Genomic DNA, 18,930 nt, shown 5'->3' on the forward strand with positions numbered 1-18,930 from the left:
CGTGGGTGTCTCTATTCTGCGGCTGAGGGGGGCAGGAACTGCGGGGCCGGGAACGCGAGTGCGACGGCGCGCAGAGCCGTCACGGCGTCGAGCGTCATCCAGATCGGGAGATCGCCACTGCCCCAAGCCCACAGGCCGCGCGAGGGTTCGTAGCGTTCCCACAACGAATTCAGCGCGCGGCTCAGCCTGGCGACCGGCACTTGTGGTGCTTCGGCCAGGGCCTGGAGGACCCAGGCGGAGGTGAAGTGCTTGATCGTGACCCGCACGTCGGGCTGCCCTTCGGGCTGCGCCAGAGCGAGGTCCTCCGAGACTCCGTCGTCCGGGTGGACCCGCTCGATGAGCCACCGGGTGCCGACGTCGACGGCCTCCCGGACTTCGTCGCTGCCCCGCCCGGCACGCAGCAGTTCGCGCAGGGCCACCAGCGCCCGCGCCGTGTGCGCGGTCGACGGCTCCGGGGAGAACAGTATTTCTTCCTTCTTCTCGCCCCAGAGCGGGACGCCGTCGAAGTCGAGCCGGGCCGCGAGCAGGTCGTCGGTCAGGCGCCGGGTCAGCGGGGCGTCCGGCCCGAGCCGCACCGCCGTGCGCAACGCGGCCGCGAGCAGGAACGGCCGCGTCCGGCTGCGGTCGTCGAGTGAGCGCTCGAGGTAGTCCAGCCCTTCCCCGGCCGTGAGGACGGTGCTGGCCTGGAATAGCGCGCCCACGACCGCGGCCGTGACCTCGGGCCGCCGGCCTTCCGACCGGCCGCGCCAGCCGAAGTCGGAGCGCTTCGCGTAGAGGTCCTCGACGACCGCATGTAGGTCGATGTAGGGCTCGCCTACCACGACCATCGCCGAGATTCCGTACGCGGTGGCGAGCGTCGTGTGCGCGCCCCGCTTCTGGAGGTTGTGCCGCCAGCCGACGGGGCGGCCGTTCCCATCGCGGATCAGCTCCTCGGCGAGGCTGGTGCCCACCCGGCGGAAGACCTCGAGGAGGGACCCGCCGGTGGTCCGGGCCCCGCCGGCCCCGGCGGCCGGCGAGCGGGCCGCTTCGGCCATCTCCACCAGGGCGTTCGCCGCGCGGAAGTGATCGTCGAGCAGGCGTGCGTTCTCCGTCGAAGGCAGGTAGCGCCCGGTCTCCCACTGGGTCAGGTTCGCCCGGCTGACGCCGACCTTCCTGGCCACGTCCGCCTGCGTCTGCCCGGCTGCCTTGCGCAGCCGGCGCAGCTCGGCGCCCACGTCCTCGGTCGTTATCACATCAGAACCTATCGGCCCCGCCACAGTCGTACGATGTAGGTAAGCAATCGGCACCAACCTTACCTACATGAGTAGGCAAAAGTAGGGAGGTGACAATATGTGGACACAGAGCGCACTCTATCTCACCGGCGACTCTTTGTTGGTGCGGACTGGGGTCGACTCGCCCAAACGGGTTGAACGCCCTGCTCGCGGACCCCCTATAAGCAGGAGCGGACGCGACCACGCGCAGCTGGGGCACTACGGAAAGTGCCCGGCGGCATCCCCGAGCCGCCCGTGGGCGCCCTTGCCGGGCCGCCCGTCCGAGTCCGTGCGTTCTTTCCGGGGGTGCCACGATGCAAGACCACAACCTACCTACGTCCCGCCAACGTGGTTGGTTCGATCGGCTGCTGCTCCGCCTCGGCGAGTGGCTGTTTGCCGCCGACGAAGACGCCCGCGCGACCGCGCGTGGCTGGGAGGTCCGGCGCGGGGCCCGAGGCACCCGCGTCTACCGCGATCCCCGCTGGGACACCGTGCTCGCCTGCGCTTCCTGCGGCGGCCACGGGCGCACCCGCTCCGACGGCACAGCTTGCCCGGGCTGCGCCGGAACCGGAGTCGTCCGCCGGGCACCCGCGACCGCCGTCCCGGTCGCCGACGGCTGCGAAGGAGCACGGTCATGAACCACGAACTCCCCGAACTGGCCCGGCAGCTGGCCCCCGTCAAGCGGCCCAACCCGCTGCTGTGGCTCTACCACTGGCGTTACGAGATCCTCGCGCTGACTGTTCTGCCGTACGCCCTGGTCAACCTGGTCCTGTGGCTGGGCCCGGTGTGGTCGCTGGTGGCGCTGGCGGCGGCGTTCAACTGGGTGTTCTACTGGCGCGCGGCCCGTCGTCACCTCCGGGGCCGGCTGCGCGCGATCGTGGTCCAGCACCGCCTGCGCACGGCGTTCGCGAGCGCCCGGATCTGCACGGTCGACGGCTCCCGCCCGGCGATCCTGTGGACCCGCCCCCTCGACGGCGACGTCGTGGTGTCGCTGTTCTGCCCGGCGGGCATCGGCTTCGACCAGATCCACTCGCGGCGCGAGGTCCTGGCGGACGCGTGCTTCGCCACGGAGATCTACGTGGACCGGCACCCGAAGTACGGAGCGCTGGTGACGTTGACGATCTGCGCGAAGAAGCCGCGGAGCGAGCCGGGTCGCGCGGTGTCGCCGGGTGAAGTGGTCCCGCTGCGAGTGCACAGCTGAGCCCGCGCCCCCGGCGCACAGCAACCGCACAGGGCGATCACACGGTCACCAAAGCGGGGCCCGCGACCGTATGAGGCATGACAGCCACCGCCCCCGCAGCACGGCCCGGGACCGTCCCGGTCGATCTGGCCGGTCCGCAGCCCGTCCTCGACGTCGTCATCCCGGTCTACAACGAAGAGACCGACCTCGAACCGTGCATCCGACGGCTGCACGCGCACCTGGCCGACCACGTCTCCTACCCCTACCGGATCACCATCGCCGACAACGCGAGCACCGACTCCACGCTGCGGGTGGCGGAAAGACTCTCCCGCGAGTTCCCCGAGGTCGCCGTCCACCACCTCGACGAAAAGGGCCGCGGCCGCGCGCTCAACGCCGTCTGGCGGGCCTCCGACGCCGCCGTTCTCGCCTACATGGACGTCGACCTCTCCACCGATCTCGCCGCGCTCGGGCCGCTCGTCGCGCCACTGCTCTCGGGGCACTCCGACCTCGCCATCGGCAGCCGGCTCGCCCGGGGGGCGCGAGTCGTGCGGGGGCCGAAGCGCGAGTTCATCTCCCGCGCCTACAACCTCATCCTCAAGTCCACCCTCGCCGCGAAGTTCAGCGACGCGCAGTGCGGCTTCAAGGCCATCCGCGCCGACGTCGCGCGCGAGCTGCTCCCCCACGTCGAGGACACCGGATGGTTCTTCGACACCGAGCTGCTCGTCCTCGCGCAACGCGCCGGGCTGCGGATCCACGAGGTGCCCGTCGACTGGGTCGACGACCCGAACTCGTCGGTCAACATCGTCAAGACCGCGACCGCCGACCTCAAGGGCATCGCCCGCGTCACGAAGGCCACCTTCACCGGCGAGATCCCGATCAGCAGGCTGCGCGAACAGCTAGGCCGGCAGCCGATCGGCGTCGAGGCGCCGGGGGTGCCGCCGCGGCTGGTGACGCAGCTCGTGCGGTTCGCCGCCATCGGCGTCAGCAGCACGCTCGCCTACCTCGTGCTGTTCCTGGCGCTGCGCACGGCCGTCGGCGCGCAGGCGGCGAACTTCACCTCGCTGCTGGTGACGGCGATCGGGAACACCGCGCTGAACCGGCGGCTCACGTTCGGCATCCGCGGGCGCTCCGGCGCCGGACGCCACCAGTTCGAAGGGCTGATCGTCTTCGGCCTCGGGCTCGCCCTCACGAGCGGGGCACTGGCCCTGCTCAACGGATCCACCACCCCCGGCCTGGTCCTGGAGATCACCGTCCTCGTGCTGGCGAACCTCGCCGCGACGGTGCTCCGGTTCCTCCTCCTGCGCGGCTGGGTCTTCAACCCGCGCCGCCAGGCCGCTACCCAGAAGGAGTTCTGATGACCGCCGTCCTGTCCGACACCGTGACGCAGGAACCGCGTCACCGCAAGGAATCCGGGGCGCACGCGCCGCCGCGCTGGGTCCGCCCGGCGGTGTTCGGGCTGCTGGCCGCGACCGCCGTGCTCTACTTCTGGAACCTCACCGCGTCCGGCTACGGCAACAGCTTCTACGCCGCCGCCGTGCAGTCCGGGACGCAGGACTGGAAGGCGTGGCTGTTCGGGTCGCTCGACTCGGGCAACGTCCTGACCGTCGACAAGCCGCCCGCGGCGCTGTGGGTCGCCACGGCCTTCGCGCGGATCTTCGGGTTCTCCAGCTTCACCGTGCTGGCCCCGCAGGCGCTGATGGGCGTCGCGTCCGTCGGCCTCCTTTACCTTACGGTGAAACGGACTTCCGGCCCGGTCGCCGGGCTCCTGGCCGGCGCGATGCTGGCCGTGACGCCGGTGGCGGCGCTGATGTTCCGGTTCAACAACCCGGACGCGCTGCTCGTGCTGCTGATGGTCGCCGGCGCCTACTTCGTCGTGCGCGCAACGGAAAAGGCGTCGCCCAAGTGGCTCGCGCTCGCCGGGGTCGCGATCGGGTTCGGCTTCCTGACGAAGATGATGCAGGCGTTCCTGGTGCTGCCGGCGTTCGGGCTGGTCTACCTGATCGCGGCGCCGACGTCGCTCGGGAAGCGGTTGCTGCACCTCGGTGGCGCGGTCGTCGCGCTGGTCGTCTCGGCGGGCTGGTACATCGCGCTGGTCGACCTGTGGCCGACCGCGTCGCGGCCCTACATCGGCGGGTCCGAAGGGGACAGTCTGCTCGAACTCGCTTTGGGCTACAACGGGTTGTCGCGCATCTTCGGCGGCGGCGACGGCGGTGGCCCGGGCGGTGGCGGCGGCATGGGCGGCGGCAACACCGGCTTCGGCGGCGCGTCCGGCCTCTTCCGGATGTTCGGGTCGAGCTTCGGCACGGAGATCTCGTGGCTGCTGCCGGCCGCGCTGATCGGGCTGGTGGCCGGCCTATGGTTCACCCGCCGCGCGCCGCGCACCGATCGGACGCGCCTGGCGCTGGTCCTGTGGGGCGGCTGGCTGGTCGTCACCGCACTGGTGTTCAGCTACATGAGCGGCATCGTGCACCCGTACTACTCGGTCGCGCTCGCCCCGGCGATCGCCGCGCTGGTCGCGATCTCGGGCCGCGCGCTGTGGCAGGGCCGGACGAACCTGGGCCCGCGGGCGACGCTGGCCGGCATGGTCGTCGCGACGGCGGTGTGGTCGTTCATCCTGCTCGACCGCACCCCGGACTGGTTCCCGGCGCTGCGCTGGATCGTCGCGGTGCTCGGCGTCCTCGTCGGGACGGTGCTGGTGATGGGCGTGCCGACCGCTCGCCGGCTCGTCGCGGTCGTGGCGGCGGCGCTCGTGCTGACGATCGGGGTGTCTTCGGCGGCCTACGGCGTCGAGACGGCGTCGATCGCGCACAGCGGCTCGATCCCGACCTCGGGACCGACGTCGAGCGCGATGGGCGGCGGCATGGGCGGTGGCCCCGGCGGCGAGGAATCGTCGTCCAGCGCGATCGGCGAGCTGCTGGCGAAGACGACGACGAAGTGGGCCGCGGCGACGACGGGCTCGCAGAACGCGGCGTCGCTGGAGCTGGCCAGCGGCAAGGCGGTGATCGGTATCGGCGGCTGGAGCGGCTCCGACCCGGCGCCGACGCTGGACGAGTTCAAGGCGTACGTGGCGGCCGGTGAGATCGAGTACTACATCGCCGGTGGCGGCATGGGCGGCGGCCCGGGCGGCGGGTCGTCCGAGATCACCGCCTGGGTGACGGCGAACTTCACCGCCACCACGGTCGACGGCCAGACGGTCTACGACCTGCAGAAGTGACGATCGCCCGGGCTTCCCAGCGGAGGCCCGGGCGGTTTCACGCGATCCCGCGGGCCTCGCGGACGAAGGTGTCGCGGTGGGAGCCGCGGAAGACGGTCGTCTCGACGAGGGCCTCGAAGTGCCGGTAGCCACCGAGGGCTTCGGCCTGGTCGAACGCCTCGGCCGCGGCGGCGGTGCCGTAGCTCCCGCACCCCGCGACGACCACGACCTCCGAGGTTTCCGGCGCGAACGGGTTCGCGGCGCGGACGACCAGTCCGTAGTCGACGCGTGGCTCGCCGGCGTCGTCGAAGCGGGGTGAGGCCGCGAAGCCGGACTTGCGGTCGTAGACGGCGGAGCCTTGCTCGGCGAACCCGAGCGAGAGCACGCCGTCGAGCCGCTCGAGGACCTTTCCGGTGAGGGAATTGCCGCCGATCAGGATGAGGTCGTCGCACAGTTCGTTGTCGGTGACCGCACCGGCTTCGACGAGCCGCACGGCCGACCCGAGCTGGGCCTGCAGTTCGACGGCGGCGAGCAGGTCGCCTTCGTCGACCATGCCGCCGGGGAAGCGCAGGCCGAACACCATCAGCGGGCGGGAGTCGTGCGACGCTGCGACCATGGCCGGCTCCTTCGGTCGTTTAACCGAAATCGCCGCAGGTCAGCGGCACGTTACGGCTGGGGCCGCAGGTGGTGGCGGACGTCGCCGACGAGGTCGACCGTGGCCCGGCGCTCGGTGAATCGCCACCCATCGGCGGTGCGTGTGAAGCGGTCCGCGTACCGGCCCGCCGCGATCGTCTGCAGCGGCAGCCCGGGCACCGCCTGCAGCACGGTGAAGTACGCCCGCCCGGTCGCGGAGCCGCCGTCCACTTCGAGCGTGACGTTCGTCGTGACGTGCTTGGTGCGCGGCGTGCCGTCCTCGTACACGATCACCGTGTCCCGCAGCATCCGCGCGACCTCGGCGCCGCGCAGCTCCCCGCCGCTGCCCACGAACGCGCCGGCCGCGAACAGCTCGCCCACGGCGTCGAAGTCCCCCGCGTCGACCGCCGACGCGTAGGAGTAGATCAGGTTTTCGAGGGCGCGGTGATCGTTCACGGGGACGAGCGTACAGAGAAAGTATAGAAACCTTCCGTACCGTGGCGGCGACGGCGGCAGGGGGCCGCCGACGGGGGTGAATCCATGACGCTCGATCGACGCAGCCTGCTCAAGCTCGGTGCGGGGGCGGCCGTCGCGGTCGCGGGCACCGGGCTGCTCACCGGGACCGCCGAAGCCGCGACGACGTTGCCGCCCGTGCCGGGCATGCTGGGTGACCGGAAGGCCAACGAACTCTGGTACCAGCTCGACGAAATCGCGCTGTACCACCCGGCCCAGGAGGTCCAGGACGCCTACGCCGTCCTCTTCCCGTTCCTCCAGCAGAACGCCCCGGACGGCCTGCCCGCGAAGTGGCGGGCTCTCAGCCTCGAACCGGACTACCCGAGGAACTACGCCGAGTTCGTCAAGCCGATCGAGCCGCAGCTGAAAACGCTTTCGGCCCTGCAGCTCGGCAACTTCGACCGCTTCTACCGCGGTGACGAAGACGGTCTCGTCAAAGCCTTCGCCGCCTTCGGGCAAGGGATCCTGTACGACCCGCGGCGGGCCGACGTCGAGTCCGAAGTGCACACCATGGACGGCGATCCGCCGACCGGCTACCACTTCTGGCACTGCGTCCAGCGCGCGCAGATGGTGCTGGGCATCGACCGCCACCGGTGGGCGCGGATCGATCCGGTGCTCGGGTTCGCGTGGGCGCTGCAGTCGATCGCGCGGCCCGATCACCGGCACGTCAACCCGGGCCTGCCGCGCGAACAGGTGCGCGCGCTCGCGCGGTACTGGCTGCCGCGGTCGCCCGCCGAGCTCGACCGCGACTTCCGTTCGACGCCCTACCCGGACAGCACCCGCTGATACGCCGCCCGCAGCACCGGACCCGGCGCGATCCCCAGCCGTTCGGCGAGGATCCGCCGGCCCCGGTGGTACTCGGCGACGGCGTCCGCCTGCCGCCCGCTCGCGCAGAGCGCGGCCATGAGCAGCGCCCGCGCGCGTTCCCGCAGCGGGTGTTCCAGGACGAGGCCGGTGGCGTCGGGCACCGCGCGCACGTGGTCGCCCGCCGCCACTTCGGCCTCGATCCGGCCTTCCAGGACGGCCAGCCGCAGCTCCTCGAACCGCGCCGACTCCCGCGCGCGGAGCGGTTCGGCGACGTCGGCGAGAACCGGGCCGCGCCACAGGTCCAGGGCGGCGCCGAACAAGCACGCCGCCCGGGTGGCGCGGCCCGCGCGCAGTTCGTCGTGCCCCACGGAAGCCAGCCGTTCGAACTCCTCGGCGTCGACGGTGCCGGAGGGCGCCAGCAGGTACCCGCCGCCGGAGCGGACGAGCCGCGCGGGCCGGCCGAGGCCCTTGCGCAGCCGGGAGACGTAGGTGCACAGCTGCGCGTCGACCGTCGAGGGGCGGTTGTCCTCCCACAGCAGCGAAATCAGCCGTTCGTCGGGGACGACCCGCCCCCGCGCGAGCAGCAGAGCGGCCAGCAACGTCCGCGGTTTCCGCCCGCCGAGCACGGCCGGGCACCCGTCCGCGCGGTGGACCGCCAGTGGCCCGAGAATCCGGAACTCCATGTCTCCCACCCCGTTCCCAAGGTACGCGGATCGACACCGGCGGCACAGGAAAGTCTCAGACGGCCCACAGGTTGGGCGCGGATCATGGTTACCAGAGGGGATGAGGAGGCCGCGATGATCACGACACGTCCGGGTTACCCGCGCTGGCACACCGCGAGCGCCCAGGGGCCGCGCTCGCTCAACGCCGATGCCGTCGGCGCCTATGCCGCCGCCGGTGGTCCGGGTGTCGTCTTCGCTCTCGCCGATGGGGTCGGCGATGATCCCGCCGCCGCGCGGGCCGCCCGGATCGCCGCCGCGGCCGCCGCACGCACTCCCGTCCACAAAGGACCTGTCGAGGCGGTTCTCGCCGCCCAGCAAGCAGTGCGTGAACAAACGCTCGGGGACGCCGTGCTCGTCGTCGCCATGCCGGCCGGGCACGGCGGGTACCGCATCGCCTGGGTCGGCGACGCCCGCGCGTACGCCTGGGACGGCACCACCCTCGGCCGGCTGACCACCGACCACACCCTCGCCGAGTACTTCCGCGCCCGCCACCAGCCGGTGACCCCGCGGATGGAGCACGTCGTCACCACGAGCGTCCGCACGACCAAGCCGGCGGAGATCGGCACGGCGGAGACCACGAGCGCGGGCCTGCTGCTGACCAGCGACGGCGTCCACAAGCCCCTATCCGGCAGCGGCATCCGCGCGGTGCTCGCCCAACCGGGCACCGGAGCGGCGGAGCTGGTCGACGCGGCCCTGGCCCGCGGCGGCTCGGACAACGCGACCGCCATCTACGTCGAACCCCTGGAGGCCGACAGCACGACGGTGCGATTTCCCGTCGCCGCGTGAAGCCCGCCGGGGTGACAAAACCTGGCCAATCGAGCCGAACCGGTAGCTGATTCGTCACCTTCTGCTTACTCTCGTTACCCAGGGTATCGAGGGGTTCCAGGGGGTCACGTCCGATGGCCGAGCCAGACCGGACTGTCTTGTTCACCAGGCAGCTGCTGTGGCACGGCGCTGCCGGCGAGCCGCCGCGCAAGCCCCCGGTCGTCTTACTGCTCGGCCCGGTCGGCTCCGGGAAGACGCACGCGCTGCACCGGATCGACGCCGACCTCGGCTGGGGCGTCGTGCACAGCCGGTTCGACTTCGGCGACGGCGACCCGAGCCCGGCCGACGTGCTCACCCGGCTCGCGTACGGCTTCTCCCGCAGCTGGCGCCACCGCGCGAAACCGCGGTTCCTGCGGTTCGCCCTGGCGCTGATCGCGGCGCGGGCCGACCTCGGCGCGACCGACTACCGCGACGACAAGGCGACGCTGCGCCGGCTGCTCGAAGAGTTCCACCGCGACCGCCGGCCCCGGTGGGTCGACGCGACGGTCGGCCTCGGCGTCCGGCTCGCCACCGCGACCGGAACCGTCCCCGCGCCCGTCGCCGACGCCTTTTCCGCCGAGCTGCCGAAGCTGGTGCGAGCCGTCCGGCCGCGGCTGGCCCAGGCCCTGCGCTCGCTGCGGGACGTCGAGTGGTTCCAGGGCGGCGACGCCTACGACGCGCTCATCGACCTCAACCGGCTCGCCCGCGGCCGCGAAGCCGACCCCGAGCGGCTCACGGCCTGGCTGCTCGAAGCCTTCCTCGCCGACGTCCGGGAGAACCACCGCCGGATGTCCGGCCCCGAACGCCGGAGCCCCTGCGACTGCCCGGATTCCCGGCGCAAGCCCCACCTGCACACCTGGGTGGCGCTGCTGGACAACGTCGACCATTCCGGCGGCCTCGCCTTCCTGCGGGCGCTGACCGCCGCGCGGGAACGCCACCGCGGCGACCACGACCCGCTGCTGGTCGTGGCGTCGAGCGGGTCGTGGCACGGCGAGTGGGACGACGAGCTGGGCCGCACCTGGCGGCCGCCCTGGCAGCCGGGCACCGGCGCGGGCCGGACCGTCCCCGCCTGCGGACAGGCGTCTTACGAGCACTGGGCCGGGGAGGCGGACGCGCGGTCCTCGCCGTACTACCCCGTGCTGCTCGAACCGCTGTCCGTCGGCGGGGTCGCCGAGCTCCTCGGCCGTGACGTCCCGCGCACCCACGCGGAGTTCGCGCACCGGGCGACCGGTGGCCTGCCGGGCGCGGTGCGGCAGGTCGCGCGGGTCCTGCGGGGCACGGAGATCGTGCCGGGCGCGCGCGACGTCCTCGGCGCCGGTGGCCCCGGCCCCTGGCCGTCCTGGCTTTCCGAACTGGGTCTATCCACAGTGGACGCCAACGAACTGGTGGCGGCGGCGCCGTTCGCCACCGCGCCTTGGCTGGTCCAGCCACGCGCGGAGGGCGCCGTCGTCCGGCCGCGCGTCGGCCCGATCCTCACCGAGCTGCGCGCATCCCTGTGGGTGCGGGCCGGCGAGGGCGACCAGGTCACGCTGCACCCGTGGCTCGCGGGCAACCTGACGTCCGCGCTGGCCCGCAGCGACGAGGGCGCGGCCGGTTACCGGGCGCAGTTCGCCGCCCTCCAGGCCACCGCCGGGACCGACGACGTCCGCCGCGCCTACTGCCTGCTCGCCCTCGGCGAGTTCCCCGCGGTGGTGGACCTGTTCGAACGGGAATTCCCGCGGCTGCCGCACCTGATATGGCTCGACCGGCTCACCCTGGTCGTCCACGCCCCGGACGACCAGCCGCTCGACACCGGCTACGACGAGCTGCGAGAACAGCTCGTCAAGGCCGACCGCGAGCACCAGCCCGACCGGACGCCGCTGCGCAGCGAGCTCGCCCGCCTGCTCGCCGCGTGCTGGTTCGCCACGAACCCGTTCGCCGTGCGGGGAAGCGCCCAGAACCGCGACATCGAGCTGGCCCTGGTCAACCTTTCCCGGGCGTCCGAGCGCGCCGACACCGCCCACCTCCACACCTTCGCCGACCGGGCCGCGCGCGGCCTCTGGCCGTGAGGAGCCACTTTGTCCGCCACCGCTCTGGCCTCGTCCCGCGGCCGCCGTCCCGCCCCGCCGGTGCGCCCGCGTGGCTGGGCGCACCGGCACTGGCTGGTCCTTTCCGTCGCCGGTGTCGTCCTGCTCGGCGGCTTGATCGTCGGGCTGCGGCCGTGGGAGCGGTGCGGGCCGGGCCTGGACGACACCGGCGACGCCGGGTGCGTCGGCCTGAACCTCGCGTCCGGCCCGTTCCGGGGCGACGACCCGCTCGCCGACCTCGAAGCGCTCATCGCCGACCACAACGACCAGGTCGCCGGCGACTACGAAACGATCGTGCTGCTGGAGAACATGACCTCGGACCCGGCGACCGACAGCACGCCGACCGAGTACGTCCGCCACGAGATCGAGGGCGCTATCGCCGCGGTCTGGCCCGGCCCCGGGGACACCCCGCACTTCAAGCTGCTGCTGGCCAACATCGGCGGGGACGCCGCGCACTGGCGGGCGGTGGTGGACCGGATCGCCGAGCACGCCGACGGTGAGCACATCGCCGCGGTGACCGGCCTCGGCATCAGCCTCGGCAACGTCCGCGACGCGATCGCGGCCCTGTCCGAGCACGACATCGTGACGATCGGCGCGACGGTCACCGGCGACGACCTGAACTTCGACGCGGCGCGCAAGCCCATCCGGAACTTCTTCCGCGTCGGGCCGACGAACAGCGACGAAGCACGCGCCGCCGTGAACTACATCGCGAGCCTGCCGAAGCACCGCACGATGCTCGTCGCCGACGTCAGCGACGCCGAAATCTACGCCGCGACGATGGCGAAGGCCTTCCAGCAGCAGGACCTGGTCCCGGTGGAGTTCACGAAGAAGTACCGCCTGCCCGGCAAGCTCACCGGCGCGAACCGCCACGACTACCTGCTCAGGCTCTTCAGCGGCATGCACTCCGACATCTGCGCCGCCCAGCCGGACGTCATCTACTTCGCCGGCCGCGGCGTGGACCTGCGCTCGTTCACCACGGCGCTCGCGGAGGACGGCGCCTGCCGGCAGCTCCCGTCGGTGACGGTGGTCACCGGCGACGACGCCGCGACGCTCGTCGGGTCACCGCTGCGGCTCGACGGCGACATCGCCGTCCGGCCCCTGTACACCGCCCTCGCCTACCGCGACCAGTGGCAGAAGTTCGTCGGCGACGAGGCGTCCCTGACGTACCGGACGAACTACAGCGACTTCGAAAACCGCTTCACCCGCAACAAGTTCGCGCCGGACGACCTGCTGGACGGCGCCGCGATGATCGAGTACGACGCCGCCGCGACGGCCGTGAAGGCCGCCGAAGACAACCCGACCCGCGGCCACGAGGGCATGGCCAACTTCGTGGCGAACATCGACTGCAACTCGGCGCTGCCCGGGGCCACCGGCTTCGTCGCGTTCCGCCAGGAAGACGGCAACCAGGTCGACAAGGCCCTGCCGATCCTGCAGCTGCGGGCCGACGGCTCGACCAGCCCGGACGCCCTGGTCTGGTCGCAGGGGCGCCCGCTCGACACGTCGCCGGCGTGCCGCTCCTAGGCGCGGTCGCGTTTGAGCTGCCGGTACTCGCGCAGGACCAGGACGATGATCACGACGTCGAGCGCGGCGAAGAACGGCAACGCGATCGAGTGGGTGTGGATTGCCCGGAAGATCTCGTAGACGACGAACGCCGCGAGGACCAGCGCCGCGACCGGGTACGCGCGCACGATCTTGCGGGCGAGCGCCCAGACCAGGCCCAGCTTGATGAGGCCGTGGGCGAGCAGGTAGGCGACGGCGAACGTCTTCGTGTCGCCGTGGAGGAAGTTCTCGGTCGCCGACTGCAGGTGGCGCGCGAGGGTGCCGGACGGGTCGCCCAGCAGGTCGCGCGTGATGACCGCGTGGGTGAACCCGCTGACGGTCGAGGCGGGGATGAACGCGAGGATCAACGCCCCGACGACCTGCAACCCGCCGTCGAGCCCCTTGATCGCGATCGCGACGCGGAAGAACTTCTCGGTCGCGGTCGTCTTCGTCTCGGACATGTCCCCAGCTCAGCACGAACGGCAGGTCAGCGCACGTGGAGGCACCTTTCGCACCGTTCGTGCCGGACTGTCCGGCCGGTGGGGTCGGTCCCGTAGAACGGGAAGCACGCCGCGCCGCAGACGGCCAGGAAGATCGGCCCGCACCGGAGGGGGTGCGGGCCGACCTGGTGGGCGACGGCCAGTGCGCGCCGCCGTGCGCCCGCTTCGGGGAGCCACCCGTGGTCCGGCAGGGTGGCGCGGACCCGGGCGTCCAGCTCATCGGCCCGGGCGACGAGGTCAGCACCCAGGTCGGCGAGCCGTTCGCCGAGGTCGCGGACGATGTCGGGCCGCGGTGTCTCGTCATCGAGGGTGCGCGCGAGCCACGAGAGGTCGAGGGCGAGCGAGGTGTGCAGATCCCGGACGCGGTCGAGCAGCCGCAGATCCCGGTCGGCTTCGGTCAGCACCGCGCCAGCCGCGCCAGCCACGCGGCCCGGCACTCGGCACAGGTCGGGTCGAACCAGTTCCCGCCGAGCTGGGGAACATCGCACACCGCGACAGTCACCTCCTCCCCGCACAGGGTCGTGAACTGTTCTTCGGGACGCGGGGGGAAGGTTCCGTCGAGCGCGTGGCGCTTTCCCTCCGCTTGCTGCCACCTCAACATAGGACTATTCAATCTGTCCGATCCGGTAGACACCAACACGCTGATGGAGTGATGGACGGCGTTCGTATTATCGACGCCATGAAAGCGACTTCTTCCACGCCACGCGCACGCACGTTGGCCGCTGGACTGCGCGAAGTGCGCGAAGCGCACGGAGTGGGGTTACGAAAGCTGGCGCGCATACTCGGCTTCGCACCGCAGGTCCTCTCGCTGTGGGAGAAGGGACTGCGGTTGCCCACCGTCGCGGACGTGGCCTTGATCCTCGGCTACTTCGAGGTGCGCGGCGAGAAACAAAGACACCTTCTCGAATTGGCGGGATCCGCACGCGAACCCGATTGGATCACCGCCGGTTCACCGGAGATCCCGGAGCCGTTGAGCGGACTGCTGGAATGCGAGCGATCAGCGACTACCATCACAAACTGGGAACTCGGAATCATTCCCGGACTGCTGCAGACCGCCGACTACGCCCGGGCTTTGCTGAGCAATTCGAATCTCACCCTCGAGCAGGCCGACGCACGCCTCAAGGTCCGGCTCGAGCGGCAGAAGATTCTCACCCGACCCCAGCCGGCCCGGCTGAACGCGGTGATCTTCGAGACAGCATTCCGCGAGCGAGTGGGAAACGCGGACATCATGTCCGACCAGTACGACCACCTGCTGGAGATGTCCCGGCTGCCGAACGTCTCACTGCGGATCGTTCGCTCAGGCCAGGGCTACCAGCCTGGCCTGCTGGGCAGCTACCTCATCTACGAATACGAGGAGCTGCCGCCCATCATCTTCCTCGAACACTACAGCGGGAGCGCCTTTCTGTCCGACGATAAGCATCTCGCCGCCTATCGGCGGCTTGCTAAGATGACGGCCGAAATTGCGCTCGACAACGAAGCCTCCCGCAGCCTGATCGCGGAGGTGACCAGATAGCGGAGGGCCCGGATGCACCAGACCTGGCGCAAGTCGTCCCACAGTGGCAATGAGGGCAACTGCGTCGAGGTGGCGATCGAGCGCACCGTCGGCGTGCGGGACAGCAAAGCCCCCGCCGCCGGTCAGCTCACCGTCTCACGTCAGGCCTGGTCAGCGGCCCTTCGCCGGCTTCGCTGACGCGAAGGCCTCCTTACCCGCGCGAACGCCGGCAAGGAGGCCTCCACGGACTCGGCTCACATGGCGGGCGGAGCGGTCTTCGTGCCCCACGCCGTCGGGGTGTCACTCAACGTGAAACGGATCTTGCCCGCACGCAGCAGATCGGCATGCGAGATCCAGCTGCGGTCGTACGTCCGGTGCCCGACCTGAACGTCCTTTGTGTACTGCAGCTTCGCCGCGCTCGCCCCGGGCGCCTCGATCTCGATCTTGCGGCCGCCGGCCGGGCGGATCTCGACCTTCTCGAACATCGGCGTGCTGAGCAGGTACGTCCCGGAACCCGGCTGGGCCTCGAACACACCCGTCATGCCGAAGACGAGCCACGACGAGATGGTGCCGAGGTCGTCGTTGCCGGGCATGCCGTACGGCGTGTCCGTGAACAACGTCCGCGCCGCGCGCAGCACGGCCGATGTCTTCCACGGCGCGCCCGTCCAGCTGTACATCCAGGGCGCGTGCAGGTCGGGCTCGTTGTTCGGGTTGAACGCGAAGTTGTTGTGGTAGTCGTACGCGCCGTGGACCCAGGAGTCCGCAGCGGCCTTCGCCGGGTCGGTGAGCAGCAGCGGCATGTCGAAGAACGTGTCGAGCCGCTTCTCCGCCTGCGCCGGGCCGCCCATCAGGCCGAACAGCTTCGCGGTGTCCTGCTGGGCCAGCCACTGGTACTGCCACGGCGTGCCCTCGTGGAAGCCCGTTGACTGGGCGGGATCCGGATCGCCGACGCCGGTGCCGTCCGCCGCACGCGTGCGCGGGAAGCCCGTGAACCCGTGGGAATCGACGCTGGTGTCCCACAGCTTCGCGAAGTTGCCGCAGCGAGCGGACAGCGTCGCGGCCTTGTCGCGGTAGCCCAGCCCGGACGCCATGGTGGACAGCGCGCAGTCGGCGAGGGCGTACTCGAGGGTGGCCGAGCCGGCCTGGCGGGTGTCGCCGTAGGTGTAGCCGGGCAGGTCCTGGTAGCCGATCCAGCCGTTCTTCACGTACGTCGGGTTGCCGTCGCGGCCGCGGAAGATCGACTGGTCCGCCGGGACTTCGTTGGCGTTGCGCCACAACGCGTCGAAGAGCTGGCGCGCGGTTTTGTCGTCCAGAATGCCGCGACGGTAGTTGTCGACGACCCACGGCGTGACGGGGTCGCCGCTCATCACGTTCGTCTCGCCGCCGGCCAGTGCCCAGCGCGGGACCCAGCCGCCGTCCTGGTAGACCTTCAGGATCGACTTGGTCATGTCCGCGGCCTTGTCCGGGTGCAGCAGCGCGACCAGCTGGTTCTGCGACCGGTAGGTGTCCCACAGCGAGAACATCTGGTAGTACGTGTCCCGGCTGCGGTGGACCTTGTCGTCGAAGCCGCGGTAGGAACCGTCCACATCGGACCCGACGGACGGGTGCAGCAGCGACCGGTACAGCGCGCTGTAGTACGTCCGCTGGTCCGCGGTCGTCCCGCCGGCGACGCGCATGCGGTTCAGCTCGTCGCGCCAGGTGTCGTGAGCGGCTTTCCGCGCCTTGTCGAACGACTTGGGCTGCTCGGCGCCGCGGTTGAGCCGGGCGCCGTCGATCGAGGTGTAGGAAAGCCCGACGGACGCGCCGACCTGGCTCTTGTCGCTGCCGAAGGTGAGCCAGGCGCCGGTGCGCTGGCTGCCGAGCTCGGCGTCACGCTGGTTCGGCGTCAGCTTGTTGTCCGTCCAGGTGCCGAAACTCGTGAACTTGCGGTCGAACTTCGCGCTGAAGAAGACCTTGTAGCGTTCCTTCTGCGTCTCCCAGCAGAAGTTCCCGCCCTGCAGCCAGCCTTCGACGGTGTCGTCGCCGACGACGTGGACATCACCGGCGTAGGTGTAGCCGTTGCTCTCGCCGACTTCGATGAGGACGTTCTCACTCGTCTTGCCGGGGAACGTGTAGCGGTGCTGGCCGGTGCGCTGGGTGGCGGTCAACTCGGCTTCGATGCCGTTGTCCAGCTTGACGCCGTAGTACCCGGGTTGCCGGGTCTCGTTCGCGTGGCTGAACTTGGCGCCGTACTGGGCGGGGTCGCTGCTGGTGACGGCGCCGGTCGTCGGCATGAACCGGAAGTTGCCCATGGTCTGGCAGCCGACCCCGGAGAGGTGGGTGTGGCTGAAGCCGAGGGTGGTGTCCTGCGCGTAGTCGTAGGACGCGTACTTCTTGAGCTGGGTGTCCGGGGACAGCTGCACCATCCCGAAGGGGGTGGTGGCGCCCGGGAAGGTGGTGCCGTCCCCGTTGTTGCCGATCGAGGTGTCGACGAGGGTGGTGGGGTCGTCGGCGAATCTCGGCCCGGCGGCTCGGGCGGGGGTCGCGAGGGCCATCGTGGTGGCTCCGGCGAGCAAGGTGGCAAGGACGCGCGTCCGCGTTCTCATCATCCGTGTCCTCCTGACAACGTTGTCACATGCACGGTGGGATCTTTTCCGTTGTCCGGTGGACAAAGCAAGCCCCGAACGTCGGTCAGCTCAGGTGCGTGACACGGCCGCCGAGGATGGTCGCCGTCACCGGGAGCGCCCGCAGGTCCGCCGCCGACAGCGTCGACGGGTCCGCCGCCGTCACCATCAAGTCCGCCACGTCCCCCACCGACACGCCCCGGCGGCCGCCCGAAGACGCGGCCAGCGCGTCGGGAAACGGGATCGACTGCTCGGGGTGCCACGCCGGCCGGTCGTCGTCCGTCCGGAACACCGCCGAGGCGATCCCGTCCCACGGGTCCAGCGGGGCCACCGGCGCGTCCGACCCGAACTCCAGCCGGGCGCCCGATTCCAGCAACGAGCGGTACGGGAACGCGCGGGACGTCCGGCCGTGCCAATGGCGGTCGGCGACGTCGCGGTCGTCCGGCTGGTGCGCCGGCTGGACCGCCGCGATCACGCCCAGCTCCGCGAACCGCGAAACGTCGCCGGCCGAGAGCAGCTGCGCGTGCTCGATCCGGCCGGGGCAGCCGACTTCCTCGAACGCGGCCAGCGCGATCGTGTTCGCCCGGTCGCCGATCGCGTGGACCGCGGGGATCAGCCCGTGCACGAAAGCCCGTTGCATCAACGAAACGAGCGAGGCGACCGGGAGTTCCAGGAGCCCGGGGAAGTCGCCGCCCGGGTAGGGGTCGTGGCAGTAAGCCGTGCGGGTGTTGAGGGATCCGTCCACGAAGAGCTTGAACGGACCCACCGTCAGCAGCCCGTCCGAATCCGGGAGGACGTCACCCGTGCGGTGACCGCGCTCGATCGCCTGGTCCAGCAGGTACCGGGCGATGACACACGAAATCCGGGCCGCCGGGGCGCCTCGGCGCGTCCAGTCCGCGACCGTGTCCGCGTATTCGTAGTCGACGATCTGGGTGACCCCGCGCGCCGCGGCCGCGGACACCGCTTCGGCCACCCATTGGTCCTGGACGTCGATCGCGGCGGTCGGGAGCTGGGCCGTCGCGCTCATGCAGTCGTTTTCCAGCAGCACGCCCGTCGGGTGGTCGCGGCCGATCAGCTTCAGCGCCGCCGGGCTCAGCCACAGCGTGTGCAGGTCCGCGCTGAACAACGCCACCGCGCGGCCGGGCAGCGCCCGCTGCAGCAGGTCCTTGTGCGGCTTGTCCGGCCAGAGCGCGTCGCGGAACCCCGCGCCCACGACCAGTTCGGACTGCTGCGCCGGCGTCGCCAGGAGGTGCGCCAGCAGCAGCTCGATCGCCTCGCCCGCCGACCGCGCCGCGTCGAGGGGGATCCGGCGGCGGAAGGTCGCCCACTGCACCAGGTGGACGTGCGCGTCGACGAGACCCGGCAGGAGCGTCCCGCCGTGCCCGTCGACGACCCGCGCGGCGAACCCGGCCGACCCCGGCTCGCTGATCGCCGTGACGCGCCCGTCGTTCACGCGGACGTCCGCGAGCTCCCCGCCGAGCCCCGGCCGCACGCGGCGCAGGAGTAGATCATCCATGCGGACCACCCTGCCAGGCGGACTCGTCCGGGTGAAGCACAGAGTGAGATGGGAATGAGATGGGTATTAGCTACCGTTGTAAGTGATGGCAGCCGTCGCCCGCCGAAGGGTC

The 18,930-nt window shown here is 71.1% G+C and carries 18 protein-coding genes; 9 read left to right on the plus strand and 9 right to left on the minus strand.

The annotated features are described in order from the left end of the window. Positions 1-11: 11 nt before the first annotated feature. Positions 12-1,229, minus strand: coding sequence for a helix-turn-helix domain-containing protein (locus BLV96_RS28865; protein ID WP_086674664.1), 1,218 nt, complete (start codon positions 1,227-1,229; stop codon positions 12-14). Between the two features lie 655 nt (positions 1,230-1,884). On the opposite strand from BLV96_RS28865, the gene BLV96_RS28875 reads away from it, so the two are divergent. From BLV96_RS28875 to BLV96_RS28885, 3 genes are all read left to right on the plus strand, one after another. Beyond that, the gene (locus tag BLV96_RS28875) at positions 1,885-2,451 is read left to right on the plus strand and encodes a hypothetical protein (protein WP_086675158.1); all 567 of its coding nucleotides are present in this window, start codon (positions 1,885-1,887) and stop codon (positions 2,449-2,451) included. A 77-nt stretch (positions 2,452-2,528) separates the two neighbouring features. After that, a complete protein-coding gene (locus tag BLV96_RS28880; RefSeq protein ID WP_086675157.1) occupies positions 2,529-3,785 on the plus strand; it encodes a bifunctional glycosyltransferase family 2/GtrA family protein in 1,257 nt (418 codons plus the stop codon). Then, positions 3,785-5,644, plus strand: coding sequence for a glycosyltransferase family 39 protein (locus BLV96_RS28885; protein WP_086675156.1), 1,860 nt, complete (start codon positions 3,785-3,787; stop codon positions 5,642-5,644). The genes BLV96_RS28880 and BLV96_RS28885 overlap by 1 nt, the downstream gene beginning before the upstream one ends. Before the next feature lie 37 nt (positions 5,645-5,681). Here BLV96_RS28885 and BLV96_RS28890 read toward each other — a convergent pair whose 3' ends face one another. Next, positions 5,682-6,239, minus strand: coding sequence for a hypothetical protein (locus tag BLV96_RS28890; RefSeq protein WP_086675155.1), 558 nt, complete (start codon positions 6,237-6,239; stop codon positions 5,682-5,684). A 50-nt stretch (positions 6,240-6,289) separates the two neighbouring features. Continuing rightward, positions 6,290-6,712: a nuclear transport factor 2 family protein gene (locus tag BLV96_RS28895; RefSeq protein ID WP_086675154.1), complete on the minus strand. Its 423-nt coding sequence runs from the start codon at positions 6,710-6,712 to the stop codon at positions 6,290-6,292. A gap of 84 nt (positions 6,713-6,796) precedes the next feature. On the opposite strand from BLV96_RS28895, the gene BLV96_RS28900 reads away from it, so the two are divergent. Then, complete coding sequence (locus BLV96_RS28900; RefSeq protein WP_143051035.1) at positions 6,797-7,555, plus strand: hypothetical protein; 759 nt, start codon at positions 6,797-6,799, stop codon at positions 7,553-7,555. Here BLV96_RS28900 and BLV96_RS28905 read toward each other — a convergent pair. Beyond that, complete coding sequence (locus tag BLV96_RS28905; RefSeq protein ID WP_244180538.1) at positions 7,534-8,259, minus strand: AfsR/SARP family transcriptional regulator; 726 nt, start codon at positions 8,257-8,259, stop codon at positions 7,534-7,536. The genes BLV96_RS28900 and BLV96_RS28905 overlap by 22 nt on opposite strands. A gap of 114 nt (positions 8,260-8,373) precedes the next feature. On the opposite strand from BLV96_RS28905, the gene BLV96_RS28910 reads away from it, so the two are divergent. From BLV96_RS28910 to BLV96_RS28920, 3 genes are all read left to right on the plus strand, one after another. Further along, positions 8,374-9,084, plus strand: coding sequence for a PP2C family protein-serine/threonine phosphatase (locus BLV96_RS28910; RefSeq protein ID WP_086675153.1), 711 nt, complete (start codon positions 8,374-8,376; stop codon positions 9,082-9,084). Positions 9,085-9,197: 113 nt separating this feature from the next. After that, positions 9,198-11,150, plus strand: a complete 1,953-nt coding sequence (locus tag BLV96_RS28915; RefSeq protein ID WP_086675152.1) for a hypothetical protein — start codon at positions 9,198-9,200, stop codon at positions 11,148-11,150. A 9-nt stretch (positions 11,151-11,159) separates the two neighbouring features. Further along, positions 11,160-12,689, plus strand: a complete 1,530-nt coding sequence (locus BLV96_RS28920) for an ABC transporter substrate-binding protein (protein WP_244180539.1) — start codon at positions 11,160-11,162, stop codon at positions 12,687-12,689. On the opposite strand, the gene BLV96_RS28925 is transcribed toward BLV96_RS28920, so the two are convergent. Genes BLV96_RS28925 through BLV96_RS28935 form a run of 3 tightly spaced genes read right to left on the minus strand, consistent with a single transcriptional unit; the run spans position 12,686 to position 13,808 of the window. Next, positions 12,686-13,168 carry a DUF2127 domain-containing protein gene (locus tag BLV96_RS28925; protein ID WP_086675151.1) on the minus strand — a complete coding sequence of 161 codons (483 nt, stop codon included), beginning with the start codon at positions 13,166-13,168 and terminating at the stop codon, positions 12,686-12,688. The two genes, BLV96_RS28920 and BLV96_RS28925, sit on opposite strands and share 4 nt — an antisense overlap. Positions 13,169-13,194: 26 nt before the next feature. Further along, complete coding sequence (locus BLV96_RS28930) at positions 13,195-13,632, minus strand: hypothetical protein (protein WP_244180540.1); 438 nt, start codon at positions 13,630-13,632, stop codon at positions 13,195-13,197. Continuing rightward, entirely contained in the window at positions 13,605-13,808 is a 204-nt protein-coding gene (locus tag BLV96_RS28935; protein ID WP_086675149.1) for an HC3 family zinc finger protein, read from the minus strand. Before BLV96_RS28935 ends, BLV96_RS28930 begins: the two co-directional genes overlap by 28 nt. 51 nt (positions 13,809-13,859) lie before the next feature. Between BLV96_RS28935 and BLV96_RS28940 the strand changes: the two genes are divergently transcribed. Together BLV96_RS28940 and BLV96_RS28945 are read left to right on the plus strand one after the other, a co-directional pair. Next, positions 13,860-14,720 carry a helix-turn-helix domain-containing protein gene (locus BLV96_RS28940; protein WP_244180569.1) on the plus strand — a complete coding sequence of 287 codons (861 nt, stop codon included), beginning with the start codon at positions 13,860-13,862 and terminating at the stop codon, positions 14,718-14,720. A 12-nt stretch (positions 14,721-14,732) separates the two neighbouring features. Then, positions 14,733-14,897: a DUF397 domain-containing protein gene (locus BLV96_RS28945; RefSeq protein WP_086675148.1), complete on the plus strand. Its 165-nt coding sequence runs from the start codon at positions 14,733-14,735 to the stop codon at positions 14,895-14,897. A gap of 56 nt (positions 14,898-14,953) precedes the next feature. On the opposite strand, the gene BLV96_RS28950 is transcribed toward BLV96_RS28945, so the two are convergent. Together BLV96_RS28950 and BLV96_RS28955 are read right to left on the minus strand one after the other, a co-directional pair. Further along, positions 14,954-17,287 carry a GH92 family glycosyl hydrolase gene (locus BLV96_RS28950; protein ID WP_244180541.1) on the minus strand — a complete coding sequence of 778 codons (2,334 nt, stop codon included), beginning with the start codon at positions 17,285-17,287 and terminating at the stop codon, positions 14,954-14,956. An 82-nt stretch (positions 17,288-17,369) separates the two neighbouring features. Then, positions 17,370-18,818 (minus strand): amidohydrolase, encoded by a 1,449-nt coding sequence (locus tag BLV96_RS28955; RefSeq protein WP_086675146.1) that lies wholly within the window; start codon positions 18,816-18,818, stop codon positions 17,370-17,372. Positions 18,819-18,930 lie beyond the last annotated feature (112 nt).

This window comes from Amycolatopsis pretoriensis, from assembly GCF_900107925.1.
GTDB classification, from domain to species: Bacteria; Actinomycetota; Actinomycetes; order Mycobacteriales; family Pseudonocardiaceae; genus Amycolatopsis; species Amycolatopsis pretoriensis.